General features: G+C 69.6%; 24 protein-coding genes. 7 read left to right on the forward strand and 17 right to left on the reverse strand.

Annotated features, from left to right (window positions below):
- The 9 genes from nuoL to ndhC all read right to left on the reverse strand — a co-directional run.
- The coding region (gene nuoL, locus KDM41_09720; protein MCB1183702.1) for an NADH-quinone oxidoreductase subunit L at positions 1-1701 on the reverse strand (1701 nt) is incomplete at its 3' end.
- Positions 1702-1715: 14 nt separating this feature from the next.
- Positions 1716-2024, reverse strand: a complete 309-nt coding sequence (gene nuoK, locus KDM41_09725; GenBank protein ID MCB1183703.1) for an NADH-quinone oxidoreductase subunit NuoK — start codon at positions 2022-2024, stop codon at positions 1716-1718.
- Positions 2021-2584, reverse strand: coding sequence for an NADH-quinone oxidoreductase subunit J (locus KDM41_09730; protein MCB1183704.1), 564 nt, complete (start codon positions 2582-2584; stop codon positions 2021-2023). Before KDM41_09730 ends, nuoK begins: the two co-directional genes overlap by 4 nt.
- Positions 2581-3096, reverse strand: a complete 516-nt coding sequence (locus tag KDM41_09735) for an NADH-quinone oxidoreductase subunit I (protein MCB1183705.1) — start codon at positions 3094-3096, stop codon at positions 2581-2583. Before KDM41_09735 ends, KDM41_09730 begins: the two co-directional genes overlap by 4 nt.
- A gap of 14 nt (positions 3097-3110) precedes the next feature.
- Positions 3111-4121: an NADH-quinone oxidoreductase subunit NuoH gene (gene nuoH, locus KDM41_09740; protein MCB1183706.1), complete on the reverse strand. Its 1011-nt coding sequence runs from the start codon at positions 4119-4121 to the stop codon at positions 3111-3113.
- A 47-nt stretch (positions 4122-4168) separates the two neighbouring features.
- Complete coding sequence (locus KDM41_09745; GenBank protein ID MCB1183707.1) at positions 4169-5344, reverse strand: NADH-quinone oxidoreductase subunit D; 1176 nt, start codon at positions 5342-5344, stop codon at positions 4169-4171.
- A 3-nt stretch (positions 5345-5347) separates the two neighbouring features.
- Positions 5348-5995 (reverse strand): NADH-quinone oxidoreductase subunit C, encoded by a 648-nt coding sequence (locus KDM41_09750; protein ID MCB1183708.1) that lies wholly within the window; start codon positions 5993-5995, stop codon positions 5348-5350.
- Between the two features lie 10 nt (positions 5996-6005).
- Entirely contained in the window at positions 6006-6566 is a 561-nt protein-coding gene (locus KDM41_09755; protein MCB1183709.1) for an NADH-quinone oxidoreductase subunit B, read from the reverse strand.
- 53 nt (positions 6567-6619) lie between these two features.
- On the reverse strand, positions 6620-7090 hold the full coding sequence (gene ndhC, locus KDM41_09760; protein MCB1183710.1) for an NADH-quinone oxidoreductase subunit A: 471 nt from the start codon (positions 7088-7090) through the stop codon (positions 6620-6622).
- Between the two features lie 282 nt (positions 7091-7372).
- Between ndhC and KDM41_09765 the strand changes: the two genes are divergently transcribed.
- From KDM41_09765 to KDM41_09775, 3 genes are all read left to right on the forward strand, one after another.
- A complete protein-coding gene (locus KDM41_09765) occupies positions 7373-7807 on the forward strand; it encodes a 23S rRNA (pseudouridine(1915)-N(3))-methyltransferase RlmH (GenBank protein ID MCB1183711.1) in 435 nt (144 codons plus the stop codon).
- Positions 7808-7982: 175 nt separating this feature from the next.
- Positions 7983-8735: a PEGA domain-containing protein gene (locus KDM41_09770; GenBank protein ID MCB1183712.1), complete on the forward strand. Its 753-nt coding sequence runs from the start codon at positions 7983-7985 to the stop codon at positions 8733-8735.
- A 23-nt stretch (positions 8736-8758) separates the two neighbouring features.
- Positions 8759-10867, forward strand: a complete 2109-nt coding sequence (locus tag KDM41_09775) for a hypothetical protein (GenBank protein ID MCB1183713.1) — start codon at positions 8759-8761, stop codon at positions 10865-10867.
- A 13-nt stretch (positions 10868-10880) separates the two neighbouring features.
- On the opposite strand, the gene KDM41_09780 is transcribed toward KDM41_09775, so the two are convergent.
- Positions 10881-11783 carry a hypothetical protein gene (locus tag KDM41_09780; GenBank protein MCB1183714.1) on the reverse strand — a complete coding sequence of 301 codons (903 nt, stop codon included), beginning with the start codon at positions 11781-11783 and terminating at the stop codon, positions 10881-10883.
- A gap of 44 nt (positions 11784-11827) precedes the next feature.
- A complete protein-coding gene (locus KDM41_09785) occupies positions 11828-12955 on the reverse strand; it encodes a hypothetical protein (protein MCB1183715.1) in 1128 nt (375 codons plus the stop codon).
- Positions 12956-13377: 422 nt separating this feature from the next.
- Here KDM41_09785 and KDM41_09790 point away from each other — a divergent pair, with 422 nt between their 5' ends.
- The gene (locus KDM41_09790; GenBank protein MCB1183716.1) at positions 13378-13773 is read left to right on the forward strand and encodes a hypothetical protein; all 396 of its coding nucleotides are present in this window, start codon (positions 13378-13380) and stop codon (positions 13771-13773) included.
- Positions 13774-13800: 27 nt separating this feature from the next.
- Here KDM41_09790 and KDM41_09795 read toward each other — a convergent pair whose 3' ends face one another.
- Positions 13801-14223, reverse strand: a complete 423-nt coding sequence (locus tag KDM41_09795) for a hypothetical protein (protein MCB1183717.1) — start codon at positions 14221-14223, stop codon at positions 13801-13803.
- 255 nt (positions 14224-14478) lie between these two features.
- On the opposite strand from KDM41_09795, the gene KDM41_09800 reads away from it, so the two are divergent.
- Positions 14479-15936: a tetrathionate reductase family octaheme c-type cytochrome gene (locus tag KDM41_09800; GenBank protein MCB1183718.1), complete on the forward strand. Its 1458-nt coding sequence runs from the start codon at positions 14479-14481 to the stop codon at positions 15934-15936.
- 189 nt (positions 15937-16125) lie between these two features.
- The gene (locus tag KDM41_09805) at positions 16126-18540 is read left to right on the forward strand and encodes a hypothetical protein (GenBank protein MCB1183719.1); all 2415 of its coding nucleotides are present in this window, start codon (positions 16126-16128) and stop codon (positions 18538-18540) included.
- 74 nt (positions 18541-18614) lie between these two features.
- Here the strand turns inward: KDM41_09805 and KDM41_09810 are convergent, their stop codons facing one another.
- The 3 genes from KDM41_09810 to KDM41_09820 form a co-directional block, all read right to left on the reverse strand.
- Positions 18615-19184, reverse strand: a complete 570-nt coding sequence (locus KDM41_09810) for a hypothetical protein (GenBank protein ID MCB1183720.1) — start codon at positions 19182-19184, stop codon at positions 18615-18617.
- Positions 19185-19309: 125 nt separating this feature from the next.
- Entirely contained in the window at positions 19310-19945 is a 636-nt protein-coding gene (locus tag KDM41_09815) for a sigma-70 family RNA polymerase sigma factor (protein ID MCB1183721.1), read from the reverse strand.
- A gap of 248 nt (positions 19946-20193) precedes the next feature.
- The gene (locus KDM41_09820; GenBank protein ID MCB1183722.1) at positions 20194-20736 is read right to left on the reverse strand and encodes a hypothetical protein; all 543 of its coding nucleotides are present in this window, start codon (positions 20734-20736) and stop codon (positions 20194-20196) included.
- A gap of 308 nt (positions 20737-21044) precedes the next feature.
- Between KDM41_09820 and KDM41_09825 the strand changes: the two genes are divergently transcribed.
- Positions 21045-21899 carry a sigma-70 family RNA polymerase sigma factor gene (locus tag KDM41_09825; protein ID MCB1183723.1) on the forward strand — a complete coding sequence of 285 codons (855 nt, stop codon included), beginning with the start codon at positions 21045-21047 and terminating at the stop codon, positions 21897-21899.
- On the opposite strand, the gene KDM41_09830 is transcribed toward KDM41_09825, so the two are convergent.
- Positions 21900-22991, reverse strand: coding sequence for a hypothetical protein (locus tag KDM41_09830; GenBank protein ID MCB1183724.1), 1092 nt, complete (start codon positions 22989-22991; stop codon positions 21900-21902).
- Between the two features lie 680 nt (positions 22992-23671).
- A partial coding sequence (locus tag KDM41_09835; GenBank protein MCB1183725.1) for a PD40 domain-containing protein occupies positions 23672-25392 on the reverse strand: 1721 nt, incomplete at its 5' end.

A 25392-nucleotide genomic window follows, 5' to 3' on the forward strand; every position in this document is an offset into this window, starting at 1 on the left:
CTCCGCGCCGTGGGCCGGAGCGGCCTCGTGGCCGGCCGGAGCGGCGTGCGCGTCGGCCGCGTGCGCCTCGCCGTGGGCGGGTTCGCCGTGGGTCCCGGCCGCCTGGGCCTCGCCGTGGGCGTCACCGTGGGCCTCGCCCGCGTCGGCGACCATGGCGTGCGCGTCGGCCGGCGCGCCCTCGAGGTGGAACTCGGCCGCGATGGCCGGGATGTCGTAGGGCGCCGCGAACCGGCTGAACCAGCTCTTGTCCGCCGTGTTGAAGCCCGACACGAAGATCGAGAGGATCGCCAGCACGATCAGGGGCACGGACATGTTCCAGGGCGACTCGTGCGCGTGGTCGTAGCGGTGCTGGTCGGCCGGCTTGCCGAAGAAGGCCTTGAAGGTCAGGCGCATCATGTAGAAGGGCGTCAGCACCGCGGCCAGGATGCCCAGCACGAAGGGCAGGTAGTGGATGCCGCCGTGGATCATGCCGAACGCGAGCGTCGAGCCCAGGATGCCGTCCTTCGAGTAGAAGCCCGACAGGCCCGGCACGCCGGCCAGGGCCAGGGTGCCGATCATGTAGGTGGCGAAGGTGATGGGCATCTTCTTGCGCAGCCCGCCCATGTCGGTGATCTCCTGGCTGTGCACCGCGTGGATCACCGAGCCGGCGGTGAGGAAGAGCAGGCCCTTGAACATGGCGTGGGTCGTCAGGTGGAACATGGCGTTCACCGAGTCGCCGGCACCGAGGCTCATGACCATGTAGCCCAGCTGGCTCAGGGTCGAGAAGGCGAGCACCCGCTTGAAGTCGGTCTTCACCAGGGCGATCGTCGCGGCGATGAAGGCCGTCACCGCGCCCACGTAGACGACGACCATCAGGGCGCCGGGGCCGAAGAGCGGGAACAGGCGGGCCACCATGTAGACGCCGGCGGCGACCATGGTTGCGGCGTGGATCAGGGCCGAAACCGGAGTCGGGCCCTCCATGGCGTCCGGCAGCCAGATGTGCAGCGGCATCTGGGCCGACTTGCCCAGGCAGCCCATGAAGAGGCCGACGCCGGCCAGGGTCATCAGGGTGCCCTTGATGGTGCCGGCGTGCACGTGGGCGAAGAGCTCGAAGTAGTTCAGCGTGCCCGTGGCCGTGAAGAAGGTCAGGATGCCCAGCCAGAAGCCCCAGTCGCCGACGCGGTTGGTCAGGAAGGCCTTCTTGTTGGCGTTGGCGGCCGAGTGCTTGTGGAAGAAGAAGCCGATCAGCAGGTAGCTCGCCAGGCCCACCAGCTCCCAGAACACGTACAGGAAGAACAGGTTGTTCGACAGCACGATGCCCATCATGGCGAAGGTGAAGAAGCCCAGGAAGGCGAAGAAGCGCTCGTAGCGGCGGTCGCCGTGCATGTACCCGGTCGAGTACAGGTGCACGAAGAAGCTGACCGTGGTCACGACCATCAGCATCACCGAGGTCATGCCGTCGACGAGGATCCCCGCGTCGATGCGGAAGCCGCCCAGGTTGATCCAGGGCAGGACCGCCTCGACCCGGTGCGACGGGTCGCCGATCTTCCAGAACGTGATGAAGATGCGGATCGCCAGGAACCAGGCCGCGCCCATGAACGTGACGCCGATGAAGTCGCCCTTGCGCGGCAGCATCTTCCCGAAGAAGAAGGTCAACGCGTAGGACGCCAGCGGCAGCACGAGGATGGCCAGGGCCGCATAAAGGATGCCGGATTCACTCAACACCGGTGGTCTCCCTATCGCTTCAGGCTCTGCACGGTGTCCGCGTGGACCGTGCCGAAGTTCCGGAACATCGCCAGCACGATGGCGAGGGCGACGGCCGCCTCCGCGGCGGCGAGCACGATCACGAAGGCGGCCATCATCTGGCCGTCGATGCCGTGCTCGACGTAGCGGGAGAAGGCCACGAAGTTGATGTTCGCGGCGTTGAGCATGAGCTCGACGCCCATCAGGATCCCGACGGCGTTGCGGCGCGCCATGACGGCGAACAGGCCGAGGCTGAACAGCACCGCGCTGACGGTCAGGAAATGGGGCAGTCCGACGTTCACGCCTGCACCTCCGTGTTCTCCGCCGGGGCGCCCGGAGCGGCCGGCGCCGCGTCCTCCGGGTGCGGGTCGCGCGTTCTGCTCTCGCGGATCAGGATCGCCGCACCGAGCATGGCCGCCAGCAGCACCAGCGACACGTACTCGAAGGGGAAGATGAAGCTGGTCATGAAGTTGGTGCCGATCTCCGCCGTGGTGGCCTCGGGCGTCTGCCAGGTGCCGTTCCACTGCACGGCCGTGACGACCTTGTACAGCACCGCGAAGACGAGGGCCGCGAAGACGGCCGCCGGCACCAGCCGGTCCAGGCCGCGCGGCCGCTTCCCGTGCTGCGGCACCCGCGTCATCATGACGGTGAAGAGCACCAGCACCAGCACGCCGCCCACGTACACCATCAGCTGGGCGACGGCGATGAAGTCGGCGCCGAGAAAGGCGTACAGGCCGGCCGCGCCGAAGAGCGTGAACAGCAGGGCGAAGCCCGCGTGCACGATGTTCGGGCTGAAGACGACCCAGATCGCCGGCACGACGGTCAGCAGGGCCAGCAGGATGAAGATCAGGTCGGAGGTCACGATTCCTCTCCCTTGTCGTCGGAGGCCTTGCCCGCCGGCTTCTCCTCCTTGGGCTCCACCCACCAGCCCATGTCGATGCGGGTCTGGCGGTGGCAGGGAATGAGCTGCTCGGTCGGGTCCATGAACTCGTAGACCAGCGACTTGCGGTCGTAGACGGCGTGGTCGTAGTCGTGGCTCATGGTGATCGAGCCGGTGTGGCAGTTCTCGGTGCACAGCGAGCACCAGATGCACTTGTTGTAGTCGATGGCGTACCGCGTCATCATGCGGTCCTTCGCCTTGCCGACGCTCTCGATGTAGATGCAGTCCACCGGACACAGCTTGGCGCAGATGTTGCAGCTGTCGCACTTCGTCATGTCGTTGTGGACGAAGCCCCGGAAGCGCTCGGGCATGACCTGGCGCTCGTCCGGGTACTGCAGCGTCACCGGCTTCTTGTAGATGTGCCTGATGGTGACGCGCATGCCCTTCGCCACCGACCAGAGGGCATCCTTTATGTCTGCGAGGTACTGGACCATCGTCGTTTCTCCACTCAGTTCGGCGACCCGAAGGCCATCTGGATCAGTCCGGACCCGACCACGCACACCAGCGTGATGGGGATCAGGACCTTCCAACACAGGTGCATCAACTGGTCGACGCGCACGCGGGGCAGCGTCCAGCGCACCCACATGTTGGCGAAGACCATCAGGAAGCCCTTGATCACGAACGTCAGGGCCGGCGGCAGGAAGTCCAGGAACGGCAGCGGCGCCCACCAGCCGCCCAGGAAGACCATCGAGGCGATCATGCTCACCAGGAACAGGTTGGCGTACTCCGCGAGGAAGAAGAACGCGAAGCGCATGCCGGTGTACTCGGTGTGGTAGCCGGCCACGAGCTCGGACTCGGTCTCCGGCATGTCGAAGGGCCCGCGGTTGGTCTCGGCGATCGACGAGATGAAGTACACGAAGAAGGCGATGAAGAGGAACGGGTCGCGGAAGACGAACCAGTGCATGATGCCGCCCTGCTGGGCGATCACGATCTCCGAGGTCTTCAGCGAGCCGGTGTACATGATCACGGGGATCGTGGCCAGGGCCAGCGGGATCTCGTAGCTGACCATCTGCGCCGCGCCGCGGGCCGCGCCGTACAGGGCCCACTTGTTGTTCGAGGCCCAGCCCGCCATGAGGATGCCCACGACGACCATGCTGCTGACGGCGAAGATGTAGAACAGGCCGAGGTCGAGGTCGGCGGCCACGAAGCCGGGCGCCCAGGGGAAGGCCGCCCATGCGAGCAGCGACCCGAGCAGCACCAGGATCGGCGCGAACATGAACAGGCCCTTGTCGGCCTCGGCGGGAATGATGTCCTCCTTGCCGAGGATCTTCAGCATGTCCGCGACGGCCTGGGCCCAGCCGTGGAAGCCGCCGGTCCGCATGGGACCGTAGCGGCTCTGCAGGTAGGCCGAGACCTTGCGCTCCATGTAGGTGAACACGATCGCGCAGAGCGCCATCACCGTGAACATGATCACGGCCATGGTCACGGCGCCCGAGATATGCAGCGCCTGGTCCGACATGCCGTCGCCACCGGGCAGCTTCCGGAACAATCCGATGAGAGCGTCCATTAGCGATCGATCTCCCCGAGCACGATGTCCAGTGACCCCACCAGGGCCACGAGGTCGGAAATCATCTGGCCCACGCCCACCTTCGTGACAACCTGCAGGTTGCAGAAGCTCGGGCTGCGGACCTTGTTGCGGAAGGCCGTCTGCCCCCCGTCCGAGATCAGGTAGTGGCCGAGTTCGCCCTTGGCGCTCTCGGTGCGCGAGTAGATCGCGCCGGGAGGCGTCTTGACGGGCTTCTTCAGCTCGATGGCCTGGTACTCGCCGTCGGGCAGGGTCTGCAGGGCCTGGCGGACCAGGCGGCAGCTCTGCTCGATCTCGCGCACGCGCACCATGTAGCGGTCCCAGCAGTCGCCCACCTGGCCCATCTCGCCGGTGCCGATCGGCACCTCGAACTCGAACTTCGGATAGGCGCCGTAGGGCTCGTCCTTGCGGCAGTCGAAGTGCACGCCCGAGCCGCGCAGCACCGGGCCGGAGCAGCCGAAGTCGAAGCAGTCCTGCTTCGAGATCACGCCCACGTCGGCGGTGCGCTCGATGAAGATCTTGTTGTAGCTGAGCAGGGTGTTGTACTCGGGGACCTTCTTCAGCTCCATCATGTCCACGAAGGCGAGCGCGTCCTTCACCCAGCCGTCCTCGGGCACGTCGTAGCGCACGCCGCCGGGGACCATGTAGTTGTAGAGCATGCGCCCGCCGCTGATGCGCTCGAGGAGGTTCAGGATCTCCTCGCGCTCGCGGAACATGTAGAGCAGCGGCGTGAAGGCGCCCATGTCGAGGCCGAAGGTGGCCAGGGCGATCAGGTGGCTCGCGATGCGCGAGAGCTCGGCCACGGCGACGCGGATGTGCTCGGCGCGCTCGGGCACCTCCTGCCCCATCAGCCGCTCGAGGGCCACCACGTAGGCCTGGTTGCACGTCATCGGCGCCAGGTAGTCGAAGCGGTCGGTGTAGACCACCCACTGCTTGTAGTTGACGCCCTCGGCGATCTTCTCGGCGCAGCGGTGCAGGTAGCCGATCACCGGCGTGACCTTGTAGACGATCTCGCCGTCGGTCTCCAGCAGCAGCCGCAGCACGCCGTGCGTCGCCGGATGCTGGGGCCCCATGTTCAGCTCGAGCAGCTCGCTCTTGATCCCCGGCACGTGGTCCTGGTCGGCCCAGCCGGTCAGCTTGGTGTTCTCGGTGGCCATGCCTTATCCCTCCGCCGGGGGGTTGTCGCCAGCGGGCGGCTGGGGTTTCTCGAGTTCGATCTCGGGGAACGGACTGCCGGCGTAGGGCTGGCCCTTCATGGGCACGGCCTCCCAGTCGGCGGGCATCACGTAGTCCTTGCGCAGGGGGTGGCCCACCCACGCCTCGTCCAGCAGCATGCGGCGCAGGTCCGGATGGCCCGCGAAGCGGATGCCGAGCAGGTCCCAGGCCTCGCGCTCGTGCCAGTTCGCCGTCGACCACACGTGCGAGACGGTCGGCACGGTCGCCGCGTCGCGCGGCACCCGCACCCGCAGGGCGAAGCGATGCTTCAGGCTGTGGCTGTACAGGTGGTAGGCCACGCCCAGGTCGCCGTCGGCCACCCGCTCGCTCGTCTCCGGCTCGCCCAGGTCGGTGTAGCCGAGGATCGCCACCGACTTGCCCTTGCCCGTGTCGTCGTAGCCGTCCCAGTCGATGCCGCTCAGGCACATGAGCATGTCCATGCGGGTCTGCACGTCGTCGCGCAGGAACGCGCAGGCGTCGGCGACGGCCGCGGGCGCGATCTCCGCCACCGGCTCGGGCCCCGCGTCGTCGAACCCGAGGGCGGCCTCGCCGATCTTCGCGGCCAGCAGTTCGTAGATGGCTTTGGCTTCCATGTTCCCTCTTCTACTTCCGGTAGGGGATCTTGGCGGCGTAGTCCTGCACCCACTTCGGCTTGACGAACTTGCCCTTGCGGCCGCGGATCTTGTCCTGCAGGCGCATCAGGCCGTCGAGCAGCACCTCGGGGCGCGGCGGGCAGCCGGGCACGTACACGTCGACCGGGACCATGAAGTCGACGCCCTTGACCACGTGGTAGCCGTACTTGAAGTAGGGGCCGCCGCCGATGGCGCAGCTGCCCATGGCGATGACCCACTTGGGCTCCGGCATCTGGTCGTAGATGAGCTTCAGGCGCTTGGCCATCTTCGCCGTCACGGTGCCCGAGACGATCATCAGGTCGGCCTGGCGCGGGGTGGCCCGGAAGGCGCCGGCGCCGAAACGGTCGATGTCGTAGCGGGTCGCCGAGGCGGCCATCATCTCGATGGCGCAGCAGGCCAACCCGAACGTCACCGGCCAGATGCTCGACAGCTTGGCCCAGTTGAAGACCTCGTCCACCGTGGTCAGGATGAAGTTCCTGCTCTCGGATTCGACGACCTGCTCGAGCTGGGCGTCGACCTTGAAGTCCAGCATGTTCTCGCGCCCGACGTCGTACCCTTCGGGCGGGGTGGTGCTTTCCTTGTATGTCATGCGGAGATCTCCTCCTCGAGGACGGCGGCCGTCTCGCCGGCACCGGGGCGCTCGATGAGCTTCTTGACCCAGTCCAGGTCGCCCTTCGCCCACACGTAGGCCAGCCCGACCGCGAGGATGGACAGGAAGATGATCATCTCCCAGAACACGAGCGCGCCCAGCCCGGGTTTCTCGAAGAGCTCCTTGAAGACGACGGCCCAGGGGTACAGGAAGAGCACTTCCACATCGAAGACGATGAAGAAGAGCGCGATCAGGTAGAACCGCACGTTGAAGCGGATCCACGAGGACCCCGTCGGCAGCTCGCCGCATTCGTAGGTGGTCATTTTCGTCGGCGAGGGGTTGCTGGGCCGGAGGAGCTTGGCGGCGGCGAGCGCGATGCCCGCGAAGAGGAATCCGACCAGCACGAAGATCAGGACCGTCGAGTAATGCCCTGCAAGGGCGGAACTTACGGTTCCCAGCGGAGGCATGGCAATCATGTGGTGTCCCGGATTTCGTTGGGCCCGACCACGGCCGGGCGACGCCGGTTGCGGACCCGTGGCCCAGGCTCGGGCGGGGGATCCGAGTAAGGTTGTCGTATTTTCAACAACCTCCGGCCAATTTCATATTCCGACCGGTGGGGTGTCAAGGGATTGTTGCGAAGATCGGCATCGAAGCGGCGATTGGCGGCGATTTGGATAATGAACGCCGTTATCGGCTGGCCCCATTCCGGCCGGCGTCCCATATTGGAGACCTACCGGGAGGAGACCCCCATGATCCGCGTCATCGCCGTCGGCCGCGTCAAGGACAAGCGCCTGTCCGGTCTCGCCGACGACTTCAGCCGGCGCATCCGGCCCATGGCCCCCCTCGAGGTGGTCGAGCTGAAGGACGCCGACCCCGAGCGCGAGGGGCGCGACATGGCCGCGCGCCTCGGAAGCGAGGGCGGTTCCCAGCTCGTGGTGGCGCTCGACGAGCACGGCGAGGCGGTCACCAGCCGCGACCTGGCCGCCCTGCTCGGCGACCACGGCAACATCGCCTTCCTCGTGGGCGGGGCCGACGGCCTCGGTCCGGCGGCGCGCGAGCGAGCCGACCGCACCCTGCGCCTGTCGCGGCTCACCCTCACCCACGAGATGGCCCGGGTGCTCCTGCTCGAGCAGGTCTACCGCGGGCTGACCATCCTGCGCGGCAAGCCTTACCACCGGGACTAGCCCCGCGGGAACCGGACGCGTTCCACCGGGTAGACGCCACGTATTTTGTGCGGGCAAAGTGGTTGCGGCTGGCTTATCATGATCCGCGCCCGGCCCGGGGCCGCCTTGGCGCGGCCGGGACGATCCGGCGGAAGGGCATCCGGCCGGATGGCGCAGACCCCCCTCCAGGAGACTCATGGATCCTCTCCGCAACATTCCAGGCCGGCTGGCGGGCGCCGCCCTGCTCCTGCTCGCCCTGGCCGCGGCGGGCCCGTCCGGCGCCGCCACCCTCGACCTGACCGGACCCGCCGGGGCGGTCGTCACCCTCGGCGACAAGGTGCTCGGGACCTTCCCCCTCGACGGCCCGCTCGAGGTCGCCCCCGGCGCCTACGTGGTGCACTGCACCCTCGGCGGCTACCAGCCCTACAGCCAGACGGTGCGGCTCACCTACGCCGCCGACTGGCAGCGCCTGACCGTGCGCCTGACCCCCTTCTCCCGCCGCACCGCCGTGGGCAGCAACCTCCTCCTGGCCGGACTCGGACAGCACTACCTCGGCCACGGCCTGCGCGGCTATCTCTACAACGCCGCCGAGATCGGCGGCCTCGTGACGGCCCTCTTCGGCGAGCTCGACCGCGGCAACCTCGAGGACGACTACCTCGAGCTGGCCGACCGCTACAACGCCGCCCTGAACGGCGACGACGTGGCCGAGCTGGGCGTGGCGGCCGCGGCCAAGTACCAGGAGATGAAGGACGCCGAGAGCCTGCGCGACACGGGGCTGCTCGTGGCCGGCGGCGCCATCGTCGTCAGCATGATCGACGCCCTGCTCAGCTTCCCGGCCCTCGAGGGCGGCGGCGGCGCCGTGCCCGTGCAGACGGGCGCCCACGACATCCGCCCGCTCGCCCCGACCGACCCGTTCGCCGTGCACGCCGGCCTGCGCCTGGAGTTCTGAGCATGGACCGGAGGAACGACACCATGACCGCCCCGACCGCCACCCGCCTGCGGCGCGCCCTGCCCCTCGTCTTCGTCCTGGCCCTGCTCGGCCTGCTCGGCGCCGGCCTGACCGGCGGCTGCAGCAAGTCGCCCGAGGAGCTGCACGGCGCCAACCCGTTCGACCCGAACGGCCCGACCGGCGGCGACGGGCTGAACCTGATCGTCACCGCCCTCGCCAACCGGAACAACCTGAAGTGGGACAACCCTTCCGGCCACGCGATCGACGAGTACATCGTCTACCGCACCGACGACCTCGACGCCGGCTTCCGCGTGCTCGCGCGGGTCGACGCGCCCCAGGGGGCCGCCGCCACCTACGACGACGACTACCCCCCCGCCGCCCGCCGGCTCTGGTACAAGGTGCAGGCCGCACGGCAGGACGGCGTCACCTCGCTGATCTCCGCCTCGGTGGCGGCGACCGCGCTGACCGGTCCCCAGGTGGTCGTCGACGACACGGTGACCAACGCCGCCAGCCGCTTCATCACCGTGAAGGTCGTGGCCGGCATGGAGGGCACGATCCACGCGGCGACCGATCCGGACTTCGTCGACGGACTGGTCACCGTCCCGGTCGTCGATCCCGCCGTCCCGGTGGAGTTCCCCTACGACCTCGGCCCCGCGGCCAACGGCCACGTCTTCAGCCTCAACGTCAAGGTGGTCGGACCGGTCACGGAGTCGGCCACCACCGCCGTCACGCTGACCGTGAAGTTCGAACCCAAGATCACCCTCGTCGGCGAGACCGCCCTGCGCCTGGCGCGCCGGATCGTCGACCTGAAGATCCCCGCGACCGGCGTCGACAGCATGCGCTTCGCCCTCGACGAGGCCTCCCTCGCGGCGGCGCCCTGGGAGCCCGGCGCCGACCTGCACCCGGCCTTCGAGCTCGTCGACTCGGCCAACCCCCAGACCATCTGGGGCGAGTTCGCCGGCGACTTCGGCTTCCACGTCATCCATTCGCTGCCCGTGCGTCCCGACCTCCTGGCCGGTGCCAGCTTCAGCCTCAAGGTGCCGACCACGCGCATCGTCTCGACGCCGACCGTCACCACGGAGAACTCGGCCGGCGCCACCGAGATGCGCATCTCCGAGAACCCGAACTTCGCCGCCGTGGCCTGGCGCGCCTACGCCGACACGTCGCTCTTCACCCTCAGCACCGGCGAAGGCCTCAAGACGGTGTACGCCCAGTTCCGCAACGACTGGACCGAGTCCGTGATCCTGTCCGACTACTGCACCTACCTGTCGCAGGGCATCGACGTGAAGATCGTGGTGCCGGCCGCGGGCACCACCATCGAGGGCGACATGGCCTTCACGGTGAAGGGCACCGCCAGCCCCGGCACGGTGGCCGCCGCCCTCGACTCGGTGCGCCTCGATCTCGGCGACGGCCTCGGCTTCCGCGAGGTGGCGGGCACGACGAACTGGCAGCTGAACTGGTCGGTGCCGCGGGCCGACATCGCCGAGGATCTCGTGATCCGCGCCCGCGCCTGGGCCCACGACACCGAGCGTTCCTACGTCGTCACCGACGATCTCGCGCTGACCATCGCCAACCTCACCGTCGTCATCGCCAGCCACGACGACGAGGATGTCGTCACCGGCGGCAACGCCATCAACCTCGCCGGCGAGGCGGTGCCCTTCCCCGGCACCGTCGTCGACTCGGTCTCCGTCACCATCGACGGCGCGCCGCTCTTCGTCTCGGGCACCGAGCAGTGGAGCGCCACCTGGAACCCGGCCGCGACGACCGTCGACGAGAGCCACGTCGTGACGGCGACGGCCTGGTCCGGCGGCGAGGGCGACAGCGAGACGATCACGCTCTGGGTCTCGAACGCCTTCGTGCGCATCGCCGAACCGGCGGCCGCCGCGGAGATCACCGGCGGCACCGACGTGGCGATCTCCGGCACGGCAAAGAGCCGGCGGGGCAGCGCCGCGGTCGATTCAGTGAAGGTGCTGGTGGGCGACGAGATGCTGCTGGCTGCGGGAACGGCGACCTGGAGCACGACCTGGAGCAGCCCCGTCGTGACGGCCGATTCGCTCGCGACGATCACGGCCCTGTCCATCGCGGGCGACGATTCGCTGCGGACGTCCATCGAGGTGACGCTGAAGCCCTGACCGGTCGTCCCCGTCAGAAGCGCGTGACGACCACGCCGCCGAACTTCCCGACCCTGTCCAGATACTCCGCGAGGGGCACCGTGACCACGGTGCCCCCTTCGTATCGTCCGGACAGGCCGCTGCGGGCCGCGTGCACGAGTTCGGGCCCCCGGGCGCCCTGCACGACGATGCCGATGTGCCCGATCACCAGCCCGTACTCGTGCCGCAGCTTCGCCCCCGCCGGATGGTCGGGCGCCAGCACGAACCACACGATGTCGCCGTCGGCGAGTTCGTCGCCGCGCAGGTCGGGGCCCGGCACGTACGTGAACGAGCCGGCCGGATAGCGCGAACTGCCGGCCGAATCGGGCCGGGCGCCGGTGAGCGCGGCCGTGATGTCGCGGCCCCAGTGGCCGCTGCGGATCATGTCGAGGCTGTAGTCGAGGTGGGCGGGATGATCGTAGTCGACGCGTCCGTCCGCACCCGCCACCGAGTCGATCGGGGCGCCGGCGAACCGGGTGCGCAGGGCCCAGGCCACGGCGTCGCGCCCGTCGCGGGCCCGCGCCAGTTCGGTGGTGCGGTAGAGCAGGGAAACGCAGTCCTGGACGTGGTCGGCCACCAGGGCGCCGTCGGCCACGTAGCCGCCCGCCTCGGGGCCGAAGCGGTACACGACGCCGTCGGCGGCGGCGAAGCGGCGCGCCCAGGCCGCGATCCGCGCGCCCGTCGGCAGATCCTGTTCCGCAGCCAGGAGACTGTCCTCCACGGCGGCCGGGAAGAGCCGGTCGGCGACCGCGGCCCGCGCCGCCACGGCGGCGGGCACGTGGGCGGTCGGCGCGTGGTCCGGCCGACGCGCCTCGTCGGCGCAGGCGGCGCAGGCGGCCAGCCCGACCCAGGCCAGGACGGTCGCCAGACGGCGCCGGGAGATTCGCGGTCGCATCATGCCCGCAGTCTAGCCGAGCCGACGCCCGCCCGCCAGCGCGACACTCAACGGTAGCCGCTCTTCAGGCTGCCCCAGCTCACGTCGGCGACGGACACGGCCCGGTGCGGCGACAACCCGGTCAGCGTGAAGCTGTAGTCGTACTCGTGCCCGTCCATGCCCAGGGGCGCCGTGTAGCCCGGCGGCCCGATCCACAGGCCGACGCTCGTGCCCGGCTCCCCGACGATCGTGATGCCGTCCTCCTCGCAGGCGCCCCCCACGACGATGCCGTAGGCGCCGGGATCCGGACACGTCAGCTGCAGCACGTAGCCCACGGTGACCTGCTCGGCGTCGACGCGCCACTCGACCACGCCGGTCGGGCCGATCGTGGCGGCGAACCAGTCGGTGTCGCGCGTGTCGAGGCCCCCGGTCACGTAGAAGCCCGACGTGCCGCAGAAGGTGAGCGCGCCGTCGGCGTCGCCCTGCAGCAGCATGAGGGGCGGGTTCTCCCGCGGGCTGTTGCAGCCGCCGTTGAAGCGATCGACGTAGCCGTCGTGCAGGGCCGGTTCGTCCTCGACCATCCCCGCGCACGACAGCACGCAGGGCACGTACTCGTGCACGTCGAGCACGAACTCGCCGCAGGCCCCGCCGTAGCCGTCGATGACGATGTAGGCGGTCTCGCCCGCCGCGAGCAGCGCCCCCTGGAGCCGCGACACGTAGGTGCCGCACGGATCGCCGGGACCGTAGGCGTCCTCGTTGCAGTAGAGCAGGTTCGCGCCGGCGTCGAGGACGAAGACCTTCGTGTCGAAGGACGATCCGCACAGGTCGATGTCGACGCGCATGGCGACCGGGGCGGTGAACGCATAGACCACGTCGGGGGCGTTGGACGCGTAGTCGCACGCGGCGTCGTAGTCGTCGGTGAAGCCGCAGGTCGTGCCGGTCGTCGCGTAGGGCAGGGCGGGAATGACCCGCGCGTCGCCGATGGACTCCCCGTCGGGAGCGCGCAGGTGCCCCGCCGCGGCGACCGGAGTGCTCCCGGCGGACGCACGCGGGGCGAACGGCGCCGTGGCGCCCAGTTCGGGCACCGTCGGCGGACGGGAATCGGTGGTCGGGAGTACCCCGGCCGCCGCGATGGCGGCCAGGGCCAGGACGGGGAGGGTCAGGACCGTGACCCGCGCGCACCCGATCGCTCTCATGAAGGGCACCCTTCCGTTCGAGCCGCGGGCGAGCGTCGATGGCGGGGTGGTGCGCGGAGTGCGTGTGCGGATCGGCCCCCTCTGCCCTCACGATAGGCCAAGCCGGGGCGTGCTGGCAAGCCCCGGGATCGCCCCGGACTTGCCGTTGGGGGCCGACCGTCGGATACTGGTTAACAAACACGACGGAAAGGCGATAACATGGACTTGAGACACGTGCGCCGACTGGCGGGACCCGTGGCCGGAGCGGCCGCCGGTTGGGGCTATTACAAGTGGGTGACCTGCCGCGGCGGCGGCTGAGCCATGACGTCCAATCCCTGGCTGATGGTCCTGATCGGGGCCCTCCTGGGATGGTCGCTTCTCTCCGGCGGAGGGAACCGCGCTTCCGATCCGTCGACTCCGGTCGACGAAAACCGAGGTGAAAAATGAAGAACACGTACGTGTGCCCGCACTGCCAGGGCGTGCTCAACCCCAACGTGAAGATCCTGCTCGTTGCCGAATTCCGGAAGAGCCGGGGCATGCTGCTGCTCAGCCCCCAGCCCGGCAACTACAAGTTCACCTGCGACAAGTCCTTCGAGGACAAGCTCGAGCGGGGGAAACTCGTCGATTTCTCGTGCCCCATGTGCGGCGAGAATCTCGAGGACGACCACAACCGGAAGTTCGCCCGCATCGAGATGCTGGCGCCCGGCCACGCGCCGCGGCAGGTGGCCTTCAGCCGCACCTTCGGCACCCACGCCACCTTCATCCTCGACGGCGAGGACATCTCCTCGTTCGGCGAGGACGCCGAGGACTTCGGCAGCACCAATTTCTTCGGAGCCTGAGCGCGGCGGGGGACCCGCGGCAGCCTGCTAGACGGGAGCGGCCACGAACGGCGGGAATTCCACCCCGCGGAACGTGGCCGTTCCGTTGTGGGCGAACGACCACTCGGGATAGGCCAGGCGCGGCAGGACCTGCCGGCACGCCGTGCAGACCGGATGCCCCTTGCGCCGGGCCTGGCGCTGGGCCTGCCGACCGGCGAGCCCGTCGGCCCGCAGCAGCCCGCGCGGCACCCGCACCCGACCGGCCCGCACCTCGGCCACGAGCATATCCCGCAGCTTCGCATCCTCCGCCGACCACTCCTGCAGCGCCTGGACCGCCGCCCGCACCAGGGCGGGCAGGGGCCCCTGAGCCAGGATCCGGTCCAGCACATCCATGCACTGGCGGTAGGTGGCTTCGGTGCGCGCGAACTGGGCGCCGTATTCGTCGAGATGCTCGCAGATCGGGGTGGTCATGGAAGTCCTTTCCCTGGGCCTGATTGGGTTATCGGCCGACCCGACCGGATGTTGACGGCGAATGTTCCGGATCCCGCAACTCCCATGATTCCAGTGGGTTTTGTCACAATTTTGTCATAAATTTTTGTTGTTAACGTCCGATAACCGGTTACCTTTTTAACAACGCGGCGGGCACCCATCGTCCTGCCGCCCCGACAACCTGGAAAGTCCCTCATCCCCGGGGCCGCACGGGCGGACCCACCGGAGGCGAGACGCATGAAGTCGCTGTTCCGAATCTCCATGATCCTCACGCTGGTCGCGCTCGGCGCCTCCGGCGCGCTGGCCGCCATCGACCTGGTCGCCGATCACCAGGACATCGAGGGCCCCTTCAAGACCGGTCCCGACGTCACGGCCGCCTGCCTCGATTGCCACGAGGACGCCGCCCACGACTTCATGAAGACCTCCCACTGGACCTGGATGCCCATGCAGGACGTCATCGGCAAGGGCCAGGTCCCCCTGGGCAAGAAGAACACGCTGAACAACTTCTGCATCGCCGTGGACAGCAACTGGCCCCGCTGCACGAGCTGCCACGCCGGCTACGGCTGGAAGGACGCCAGCTTCGACTTCGACAATCCCCAGAACATCGACTGCCTCGTCTGCCACGACCAGACCGGCACCTACAAGAAGTTCCCCACCGGCGCCGGTCACCCGGTCTACGAGCCGACGGAGTGGATGGGCAAGACCTGGCAGCCGGTCGACCTGGCCAGCATCGCCCGCTCGGCCGGCAAGCCGAGCCGCGGCAACTGCGGCGCCTGCCACTTCAGCGGCGGCGGCGGCAACAACGTCAAGCACGGCGACATGGAGAAGGCCCTGATGAAGCCCGACTTCGCCCTCGACGTGCACATGAGCGCCGAAGGCCAGGACTTCAGCTGCCAGGAGTGCCACACCACCGAGTCGCACGACATCCAGGGCAACGCCTTCTTCGTCTCGCCCGGCGGCGGCAACCACCTCGACTGCACGAGCTGCCACGACGGCGACTTCCACAGCAAGAAGATCCTGAACTTCCACACCAAGAGCATCGCCTGCCAGACCTGCCACATCCCGACCTTCGCCCGCGCCAACCCCACCAAGACCTGGTGGGACTGGTCGACCGCCGGCCAGGACGTGAAGGTCGAGAACGACGAGAACGGCATGCCCCTCTACGACAAGAAGAAGGGCACGTTCAAGTGGGAGAAGAACGTGGTGCCGACCTACGCCTGGTACAACGGCGTCAGCGGCCAGTACCTGCTGGGCGACGAGATCAATCCCGCCCAGGTCACGAGCCTGAACTGGCCCGCCGGCAATCGCCTCGACACCAAGGCCAAGATCACCCCGTTCAAGGCCATGCGCGGCAAGCAGGTCTACGACAAGAAGCTGAACACGATCCTGGTGCCGAAGCTCTTCGGCAAGGACGGCTTCTGGAAGAACGGCTTCGAGTGGAAGGCCGCCCTCGACCTGGGCACCAAGTCGATCGGCCAGGACTTCAGCGGCGAGTACGACTTCGCCGAGACCGTCTCCTACTGGAAGATCAACCACCAGGTCGCGCCCGCGAAGGACGCGCTGAAGTGCAAGGACTGCCACGCCAAGGACGGCCAGGGCCGCATGGACTGGCAGGGCCTCGGCTACGAGGGCGACCCCTCGAAGAAGCGCGGCATCTCCCGCTTCGAACTGAAGGACGCCTACAAGGACGAGTAACCGCGAGGGAGAGCACCGGGCCCGGTCAGGCGGGCCGTGGTGAACCTGAGACGTCGGGGCTCCGCAGGGAGCCCCGACGTCCGTCTATGTGCCTGTGGTCCGGCGATTTGCACCACCCCGCGCGAATCTGGTATAATCGTGTGCAGTGACGCGGGCGGGACGGCGCATCCGGGGGGCGAACCTGACGACATGAAGCGGATCTTGACGGCAGCCCTGTTGGCGGCGTGCTGGGCGACAGGGGCCGGTGGGCGCGACGTCGACCTGCGCCGGGTCCCGGAGCACCTCCCCTACGAGGCCTGGACCATCGCGGGATTGAACCACCGGGCGAACCGCTCGCCGTGGCTCGGCCCGACCGCCGTGCTCTACGACGTCGACGGCGACGGCCGCGACGAACTCATCTCCAGCCAGGTCGGCTACCTGTCCGCCAAGTCCCACCGCCAGGGCGTGCACCTGACCTACTACCAGGTGAACCTCGATCCGGCCTACGCCGACTGTCCCGACGGGGTCGCGCCGTGCGCCCTGCGCCTGTGCCCCGACCTCCTCGCACCCGGCCGCACGGAACTGGTGGCCTGGTCGGCCCTGCCCGACGGCAGCCGCTTCCGCTTCTGGGTCGTGGCGCCCGATTCGGGTCGCGTGCGCACCACCTTCGAACTTTCCGGCGGCCGCGACGTGCGCGCAGACGGCGTGTGGGACGGCAACTACTTCGCCGTCGGCGCCGTCACGACCCGACGCGACGGCGAGGACGTGCGGGCGCTGGTGGTCGGGTGCAACGTCGGCTACGACCGCTACGGGCGCGGCGTCCTGGCCGTCGATCCGCGCGACGGCGCCGTGCTCTGGCGCTTCGACATGGGACCCAACCCCTACGCACCGAACGCGGGCGTCGTCGACCTCGACGGCGACGGCCGCCACGAGATCGTGATCGCCGCCCGCTCACCCGACAATCTCCACGGCGAACTCGTCAACGGCACCTCCGACGACGTCTCGCGACTCTTCGTCCTCGACGCCGACGGCCGCCTGCTCTGGGACCGCGAGCTGGGGCCCGCCTTCGGCACCGTCGAGTGCCTCACCGCCGACCTGACCGGCGACGGTCTCGCCGAGATCGTCACGGCCCACCGCGCGACCCCGTCGCTGGCAGGCTCCCTCGTCGTCTGGAACGGCCGCGGCGACATTCTGGGCTCCACCTCGGCGTATCCGGCCCCCAGCTTCCCCGTCGTGGCACGGAGGCCGGACCGCCCCTCGCCCACGCTCGTGCTCACCAGCGGCCCGCTCCTGCTGGAGTACGAGCTCGGCCCCGCCGGTCTGCGTCTGCTGCGGTCGGCCGAACTGCCCACGCCGGCCGTGGTGAACCTCGTCGCCGACGTGCTGCCCGACCCCGGCCTCGAGACCGTGGTGTCGGCCCACGAGAGCGGCCGCTACGTGCTCGATCGCGAATGGCAACCGCTCCTCTCGGCGCCCTGCGACGCCTCCTGGGTCCATCCGGCGCTGCACTGGCAGCCGGAGCCGGACACCGACATCCTCGTCTGGCTCAATTCGTCCCAGAGTCCGACCCGGATCGCCCGCGCGCCGCTCCTCGCACCTGTCCGCCGCCGCGATCTGCCGCTGGTGGTCGGGCTGGCCGGCCTGGCCCTGGCGGGTCTCGGCATCGCGCTGCTGCGGCGCCGGCGCCGCCGCCCTGTCGCCGCGGCGAGCCCCGCCCGGCACGACGCCCAGCTCCGCCTGCTCGAACTCCTCGAGCTCTCGAGCCACGGCGCCATCGCCCCGCTGAAGTCGGTCCGGCGGCTCATCTGGCACCTGCGCGCCATGGAGACCCAGACCGGCGACAACGATCGCCTCGCGTACCGCATGCGGGAGACCTGGACCGAATGCCAGGACACGGCATTGCCCCTGCTCGACGACATCGCCGCGCGGGCCGGGGACGCCGGTGTGTCCGAGGCCCTCGCGGCGGAGGTCCGCGCGGCCGTCGGCGACCTGGAAGGGGAGATCCGGGAGCTCGTGATCGGCGACCTGGGGCCGGGACGCCACGGCGCCTTGGCCGACGCGCTCGAGGCCACCCAGGCGCGGGCCGACCGCACGCTGCGGTCGCTGCGCGAGCAGGTGGCCGCGGCGTTCCGCAGCGGTGTCGGCGCGTCGGTCGACCGCGTGCTGCGGGCCCACGCCACCGAACTGGCCGAGCGGCGGATCGTCGTGAAGTCCGGACGGGCGGCGATGGTCGCCGCAGGCGGCGGCGATCACGCCGGCGACGTCCCGGCGGATGCCTCCACGGATCTGCACGTCCTCTGCGACGCGCGCGAACTCGACTTCGTCGTCGACAACCTGGTCGGCAACGCCATCGCGGCCATGGCGGACTCGCGGGAGCGCCGCCTGGGCCTCGTCTGGCGCCCCATCGACGGCATGGTCGCCCTCGAGGTGACCGACACCGGCTGCGGCCTGCCCGAGGACCAGTGGGAGCGCGCCCTCGCCACCCGCTTCTCGACCCGCCCGGACGGCGGACGCGGCCTGCCCGCATCGCGCAAGCTGCTCCGCAAGTACGGCGGCAGCCTGGCCATCACGCGCAGCCGGCCCGGCCGGGGCACCACCTTCCGCGTGCTGCTCCCCCGCGCCTGATCCGCCCCGAACCGCCCGACGTCGAAAAAGGGGCCCCTCAGGGGGCCCCTTCCGTTGGTGCGAGGTATCGATTGCTACTTTCCGTCGTCCTCGACGGTGATGGAGATGTCGGTGGTGCCGTCGCCCATCTTCACGTCGACCACGGCGTTCTCCTGGCCCTGGGCCGCGAGCTGGGCCAGGACCGCGGCGCGGATCTCTTCGGCGGTGGCACCCGAAACCTCGAGCTGGAACACCTCGCGCTTCAGTTTCGAGGCGAAGCTCTCCTCGAACGAACCCGTGAGCGCCTCGACCGCGATGTCGGCGTCGGCCAGGGCGGGCACGGCCCCGCGCAGGTCGGCCAGCAGCTGGGCCTGGTCGAGGCCGGTGCCCATGGCCAGGATCTCGTAGACCACCGCGCCGTCGGTCGACTCGCTGACCGAGATGTTGACGCCCTCGATGCCCGGGCGGGTGTCGAGATAGCGGGTGACGTCGGCGTCGATCTGCGCGAGGTCGACCTCCGACTTCGCGGTCAGGTCGATGGTCATCTTCTGTCCGACCTCGAGCTCGGTCGTGGTCGACGTGGTGCAGGCCCCCACGCCGAGCACCACGAGGGCGAGGGCGACGAGGGCGAAGCGGGCGTTCCGGTTCCAGGGATTCAACAGCATGAGCCACCTCCGATGGCGGGGTCTCCTGACGTGGTACCCCGCGACGAGGCGGTCCTCCAGCTCCGTCCGATGCCCCGCGCGGGGCGGTCGGGAGCGGTCGCCGTGGCTCCGGCGCAGCAGCGCGTTCAGTCGGCGATCATGCATGGCGGGCCTCCTTCGGACTCGGGGTTCGGGTTCTCCTCCGTCAGCAACTCCTGCCGGATCCGCCGGGTCGTGCGCACGAACCGCTGCTTCACCGCCGCCTCGCCCAGGCCGAGCACCCGCGCCGTCTCGGCGACGGACAGCCCGTCCCCGTAGCGCAGCGCGAACATCTCCCGGACCTCGGGGGCCTGCCGCTGCAGCCAGCGCCGCACCCGCCCGATCCGCTCGGCGTCGATGAGCGACGCGAGCGGGTCGTCGCCGCCGTCGGCCGCGAGGACGTCGGCCAGGTCGGCCACGTCGACGGTCTGCCGGCGGGCGGCGCCGTGGGCCGCGAGCCGGCGGTGGTGGTCGATGATCGCGTTGCGGGCCATGCCCAGCAGCCACGTCAGCAACGAACCGCGACCGGCGTCGTACCCGTCGAGGTTCTCGACGAAGCGCTGGAAGACCAGCCCCACGAGATCCTCGGCGTCGGCTTCGCCGCGCACCCGGGCCGCCGTGAATGCCCACACGGGGGCGTACAACTCGCCGTAGAGGCGTCGGAAGGCATCTTCCGAGCCCAGGCGGGCCAGGCGCCACCACAGGCGGTGCCGGCGGTCCCGAATGTCCCGTTTCAGATCCAAGGCAGTTGTCCTCGTGCGTCCGGACGCGGGGCCTCGGGCCCCTCAGCAGCTGATCGCGAGTCTGACAGGCGGGAATACGCCGCGGCGCGCCGCCGGTGACACGCCCCTCCCGGAAAAAAGGAAAGGAATAAGGAAAAAGGCGCGGGAGATTCTCCCGCGCCTTGATATCCCCAGTGGTGGATCGAGGTCCAATCGATCCAAACGGCCGGTGTTGCCTCCAACCGCCGGGAATGATCTTAAGGAATCCGCTACTTGGAGGCCAGCTTTTTCTCGGCCTTTTCGACCTTCGAATCGTAGTCGGCCTTCAACTCCTTGGCATCCTTGCCGCAGCAGCCCTTGCCCTCGGCCATGGCGGCGGCGCAGCACGCGTGCATCTCGCCCGCGGCGGCCTTGTGGGCCGCCACCTTCGCCTCGTAGGAAGCCTTCAGGCCCGCCGCGTCCTTGCCGCAACAGCCCTTGCCCTCGGCCATGGCCTTGGCGCAGCACTCGTGCATGCCGGCCTGGGCGGCCGTGCACGCGACCTGGTCGGCGTAGGCGGCCTTCACGGCGGCGGCGTCCTGGCCGCAGCAGCCCTTGCCTTCCTTGGCGGCGGCGATGCAGCAGTCGTGCATGCCGGCCTTGGCGACGGCCTCCTCGGCCTTGGCCTTGGCGTGGTCGGCGTGGCCCTTGGCGTGCTCGGCGGCCTTCTTGGGGTCGCCGACGCCGCAGCTGCCGCAATGGGCGAAAGCGGCGCCCGACACGAAGGCGCTGACGGCGAGGGCCAGCACCGCGGTGGTGATGAACTTCTTCATGGTCTCGGTCCTTTCATACCGGGCAGGGCCCGGGAGTGGTTCGAACGGGGTCACCCATCTGCTACGAACACGGCGCGGCGGGTGTGACCGCGAATCCTACCGCCTGAGTATAGGAACGGTTCCGGATTTGGCCAACACGATCCCTCGCATTCGCGACGATCCTGCAACTCCGGTTTCAATGTCACAGTCCGCGCCGGGGCCCCGTAGAACCGGGGTCCGGCGCCCACGTCGGCGTCATCGCCCGGGGTCGGCGCCGCCGACCCGCCACGCAGGCCCGCAGTCAATCCAGGCCCCAGGGAAGGACCGTCATGTTCGAAGTGGAACAGGGTAGCGACCGCCGCCAGGATCAGGCCCTGCGGCACTATCTGGCCACCATCGCCCGCCACGACCTGCTCACCCGCGAGCAGGAGGCCGACCTGGCCCGCCGGATCCGCGCCGGCGATGCGGCCGCCCTCGACGGTCTGGTCAACGCCAACCTCCGCTTCGTCGTCAGTGTGGCCAAGCGCTACCTGAACCGGGGCCTGTCCCTGATGGACCTCATCGCCGAAGGCAACGTCGGGCTCATCACGGCCGCCCGGCGATTCGATGAGCGCCGCGAGTTCCGCTTCGTGACCTACGCCGTGTGGTGGATCCGTCAGACCATCCAGGCCGCGCTGCAAGACCAGACGCGCACGGTGCGGTTGCCGGCCAACCGGGCCCGCGAAGCGGCGCGCATCGCCCGGCGCGAACGGGAACTGGAGCAGGAGCACATGGGCGGCGTGCCGGACGAAGCCCTCGCCGCGTCGCTGGATCTGCCGCCGGAGAAGGTGGCCCGGATCCGGGCCGCGAGCCGACCCAACGTTCCGCTCGATCCCGCCCCCCACACCGACGCCCCGGCCCTCGGCGACATCCTGGCCGACACCGCGGCCGAGACCGCGGCCGATGCGGTCATCCGCGCGGACCTGGCGACGGCGCTCGCCGCAGCCCTGGCCGAGCTCGATCCCCGCGAGCGTCGGATCATCGCCAGCTACTACGGCCTGGGCGACGCGCCGCACATGAGCCTCGAAGCCATCGGCGATTCGATCGCCCTCTCGCGGGAGCGGGTGCGCCAGATCCGCAACCGCGCCTTCGCCAAGATCCGCGCCGGGTGGGCCGGCCCGGTGCTGGCGGAGTACCTGGGCTGATCACTTGACGATGGTCATCCGCTTCGTCTCGCCGAACCTCCCCGCCTCCAGGCGATAGAAATAGGAGCCGGAGGGCAGCGCCCGGCCGTGACGGTCGCAGCCCCGCCAGACGACTTCGTTGCGGCCCTGCCGGGCCGGTTGGCCATCCAGCACGACGGCCACCAGACCGCCGGCGACATCGTAGACGCGCAGGCTGACCGGCATCGCCCGGGGCAGGTCGAAGGCGATGGTCGTCTCGGGGTTCAGCGGATTCGGCCAGTTCTGGTGCAGCGCTATCCCGCCCGCGTCCGGAACGCCGGTGACACCGTCGCTGAAGGCCCCCGACTGGGAGACGAAACGCACCCCCTCTGATGCGGTCAGCGACGTGATGCGCAGGCCGTCGGTGAAGTCGAAGCTGCCGTCGCCCGTCACGTACCCGCTGCCGGTGTTGTAGTCCACCGACCAGGCCCGGCCGTTCCACAGACCCAGACGCACGTCGTGGATGAAGTCGGCGTCGTGGTTCAGGGTCGTTCCCGGCGCCACCAGTTCCAGGATCAGCGTGAAGTTCTCGTCGAACACGATCGAGTCGGCCGTGTCGATGCCGACGGAAAGCGTGCCGGTGTCGAACGTCCGGGGGCCCAGGTAGGCCATGCAACGGACCTGGGCTCCCGCGCCGACATCGGAGGCGACGGTCCCCCGCACGTAGCCGGTCATCGTCGCGTACAGACCGTCGGGGTGGTCGCCCGCCGGAACGGTGAACGTCACGCGGTCATAGAAATCCGCCGCCTCGACCCTGCCCGTCCCGGAAGCGAAGTAGGGCCACTCGGTGGGCTTCACGCCGTGCGAGTAGCCCCGGGCACCGACCGAGCGGTCCATCAGGTCGACGACGAACGACGCCGTGCCGCAGTTGTCGAAGGCGCCGAACTTGGCATAGGCCCCATCGGTGTGGACCTGGTCCTGCAGCACCTGGTCATCCATGATCGGGATGCCGTCGGAGCTGCTGGCGAAGACGTAGTAGTCGTAGGTGACGGAGAAGGCGGAAGCGGACGCGGGCAGCAGCGCAATCCGGGTCGCCAGCGCGAGCACGACGAGACCTGCGCTCCGGATCTTCATGATTCTCAACCTCCCGTTGGATGCCGCCGTGCCCCGCTGTGCAGGCGTGAGAGGCTTGTCCTTCGGTGGGACACGAAGATTCTCCGGAACACGATAGCAAATCCGGGCGCGCTGTTTCGTTTCTTTTTTTGCCAAATCATACTTGCCGGGTAGGAATTGCCGGCAGGCGCGGACCGGGATCGGCGCAGCGCGGCCGGGCCCACGACGCGACGAGAGGACCCCGCAGGGTCCTCTCGTATGTTCCTCCAGCCGGGTCGGGATCCAACGCCGAGGGGGATCGGATTTGTCGGTCCACGGAAGCCCGGCTGGACGGGCCGCGAAATCTTGGCAGGAGGTCAGGGGCCCAGCCGCGGTCCGCGGAGAACGCCCGGGGGGGCATGTTACCCGGTTGCCCTCGTTGAACAGCGGCCTCAGTCGATCTTCGGGACCCAGATGGTGACCAGGTGAATGAGGATCCCGTTCGCAGAAAGATCGGTGAGGCGGAACCGTCCTGACCTCCTGTTGCGTGACCGGTCGACGGGGTGCGCCTGCCGATCACGTGGGTCAGGAAACGATTTTTCGGCGGCGCGCGCCTGAAGGACACCTGAGGGATACCTTAAGCTTGGCCACAAGACAGTCAATCTGTTGTCGTGCAGTGTGTTGGGTCGATCATGAAGAAGGTCGCCCGGTGCCGGAATCCGCTATTCCCAGCCCGTCGCCAGCATGAGATCGCCCTCGGCGCGGCCCAGATGGGGGTAGACGAAGGTGTCCCGATCGGGGGCCACCGCCAGGCCCGCGCCCTCGCAGCCCGGCAATTCGGCCAGCAGGATCGAGCGCCCGGCCGCCGGATCGTGCTCCAGCAGGAGCGCCGCGCCGCCCGCCCGCATGACCCACACGATCCGCCCGTTCCGCAGACGCCAGTTGAAGCGGTCCCGGGGCTGCAATTCGGCCAGCACCGGTTCGGGCGCGGTTCCGCCGCCGGTTTCGCGGCGCCAGAGGCCGGGGCGATCCGGACGCATGTAGTAGAGCGAAGCGCCGTCGGGGCTCTCCTGGCCCACCAGCCCGCCGTCGGTGGTCAGGGTCCGGGGCGTTCCCCCCGCGAGCGGCACCCGCAGGATCTGCCATCCGTCCGGCCCCTCGGCGCCGATCAGCAGGGCCGTCCCGTCGGCGGCCCAGGCGCCGAAGATTTCCCGCGAACGACCCGACGACACCGGCCGCGGCGCCCCCCCCGCCGGGTCGATGACCAGGATCCGCGTCCCTGCGGCGGTGGCCGCATTGCAGGCCAGCAGCGTGCCGTCGGGCGACCAACGCACGTTCTCGATGGCCGTGGCGTCGAGGTCGGACAGGCGCCGCGGGTCTTCCCCTGCCCGGTCGGACAGCCAGATCTCCGGCCGGCCGCTGCGAGCCGAGACGAACGCCAGCGAGAGGCCGTCGGGATGGTAGTCGGCGCCGAACTCCCAGCGGGTCGAGGTCAACAGCGGCTCGCTCCGCGTCTCCCAGGTGATGCGGTCCAGCAGCCGGATCCGCCACAGGTCCTGATCGACCGTCACCTGCTCGTAGACGAGGTCGCCGTTGCCCCGGGCGATGGCGGGATTCCAGGCGAAGACGCCCGGCGGAGTCAGGCGCACCGGCCGACCACCGTCCGCCGCCACCTCCCACAGGCCGAACGCCCCCGCCGGCGCCGCGCCGTAGACGAGGGAGGCTCCGTCGCGGGTCCAGGCCAGGCCCTGCAGACGCTCGAGCCCGAACACCAGTTCGCGGGCGCGGCCGCCCCCGGCCGGCGCCACGAAGATGCCGCTGCCCCCGGTGCGGTCGGTGCCGATCCAGGCGATGCGCGTCCCGTCGGGAGAGAAGCGCGGCTGGATGTCGCCGGCGTCGTCGGGCCGTTCGGCGGCGAAGGGCGTGCGCTCGAGGCTGGCCAGGTCGAGCAGGAAGATCCGGTATCGTCCGGTGGCGCGGTCGGCCGCGGCGAAGGCCAGGCGGGCGCCGTCGGGCGACCAGTCCAGGCCGTCCACCAGATCGGCCACCCGCTGCACGCGGCGCACCGAACCGCCCAGGCCGGGCACGATGCAGATGGTGCTCACGGTGTCGACGGTCTGCACGTAGGCCACCGACTGCCCGTCGGGCGACCACGCCGGCCAGGCGGCCCAGCCCGGCTCGTCGGCCAGGCGCAGGGGCGTCTCGCTGTTGCGCTGCTTGACGTGGATCGCCGAGCGGTCGTCGTCCGGCCCGGACCACGCGAAGGCCACGCGGGACCCGTCGGGCGCCAGCGCCGGGTGGTACTCCCGCCCGGGAAACGACGTCAGGGGCACGGACGCGACGAAGGGCCGGGACCCGCCCGAGGCGTCGGAGCCGGTGCGGAGCAGGCGCGGAACCAGGCCGCCGCCGACCGCCACCGCGCCGACCACGAGGACCGCCGGCC

The sequence above is a fragment of the bacterium genome, from assembly GCA_020440705.1.
In the GTDB taxonomy this organism is placed as follows: Bacteria; Krumholzibacteriota; Krumholzibacteriia; order LZORAL124-64-63; family LZORAL124-64-63; genus JAGRNP01.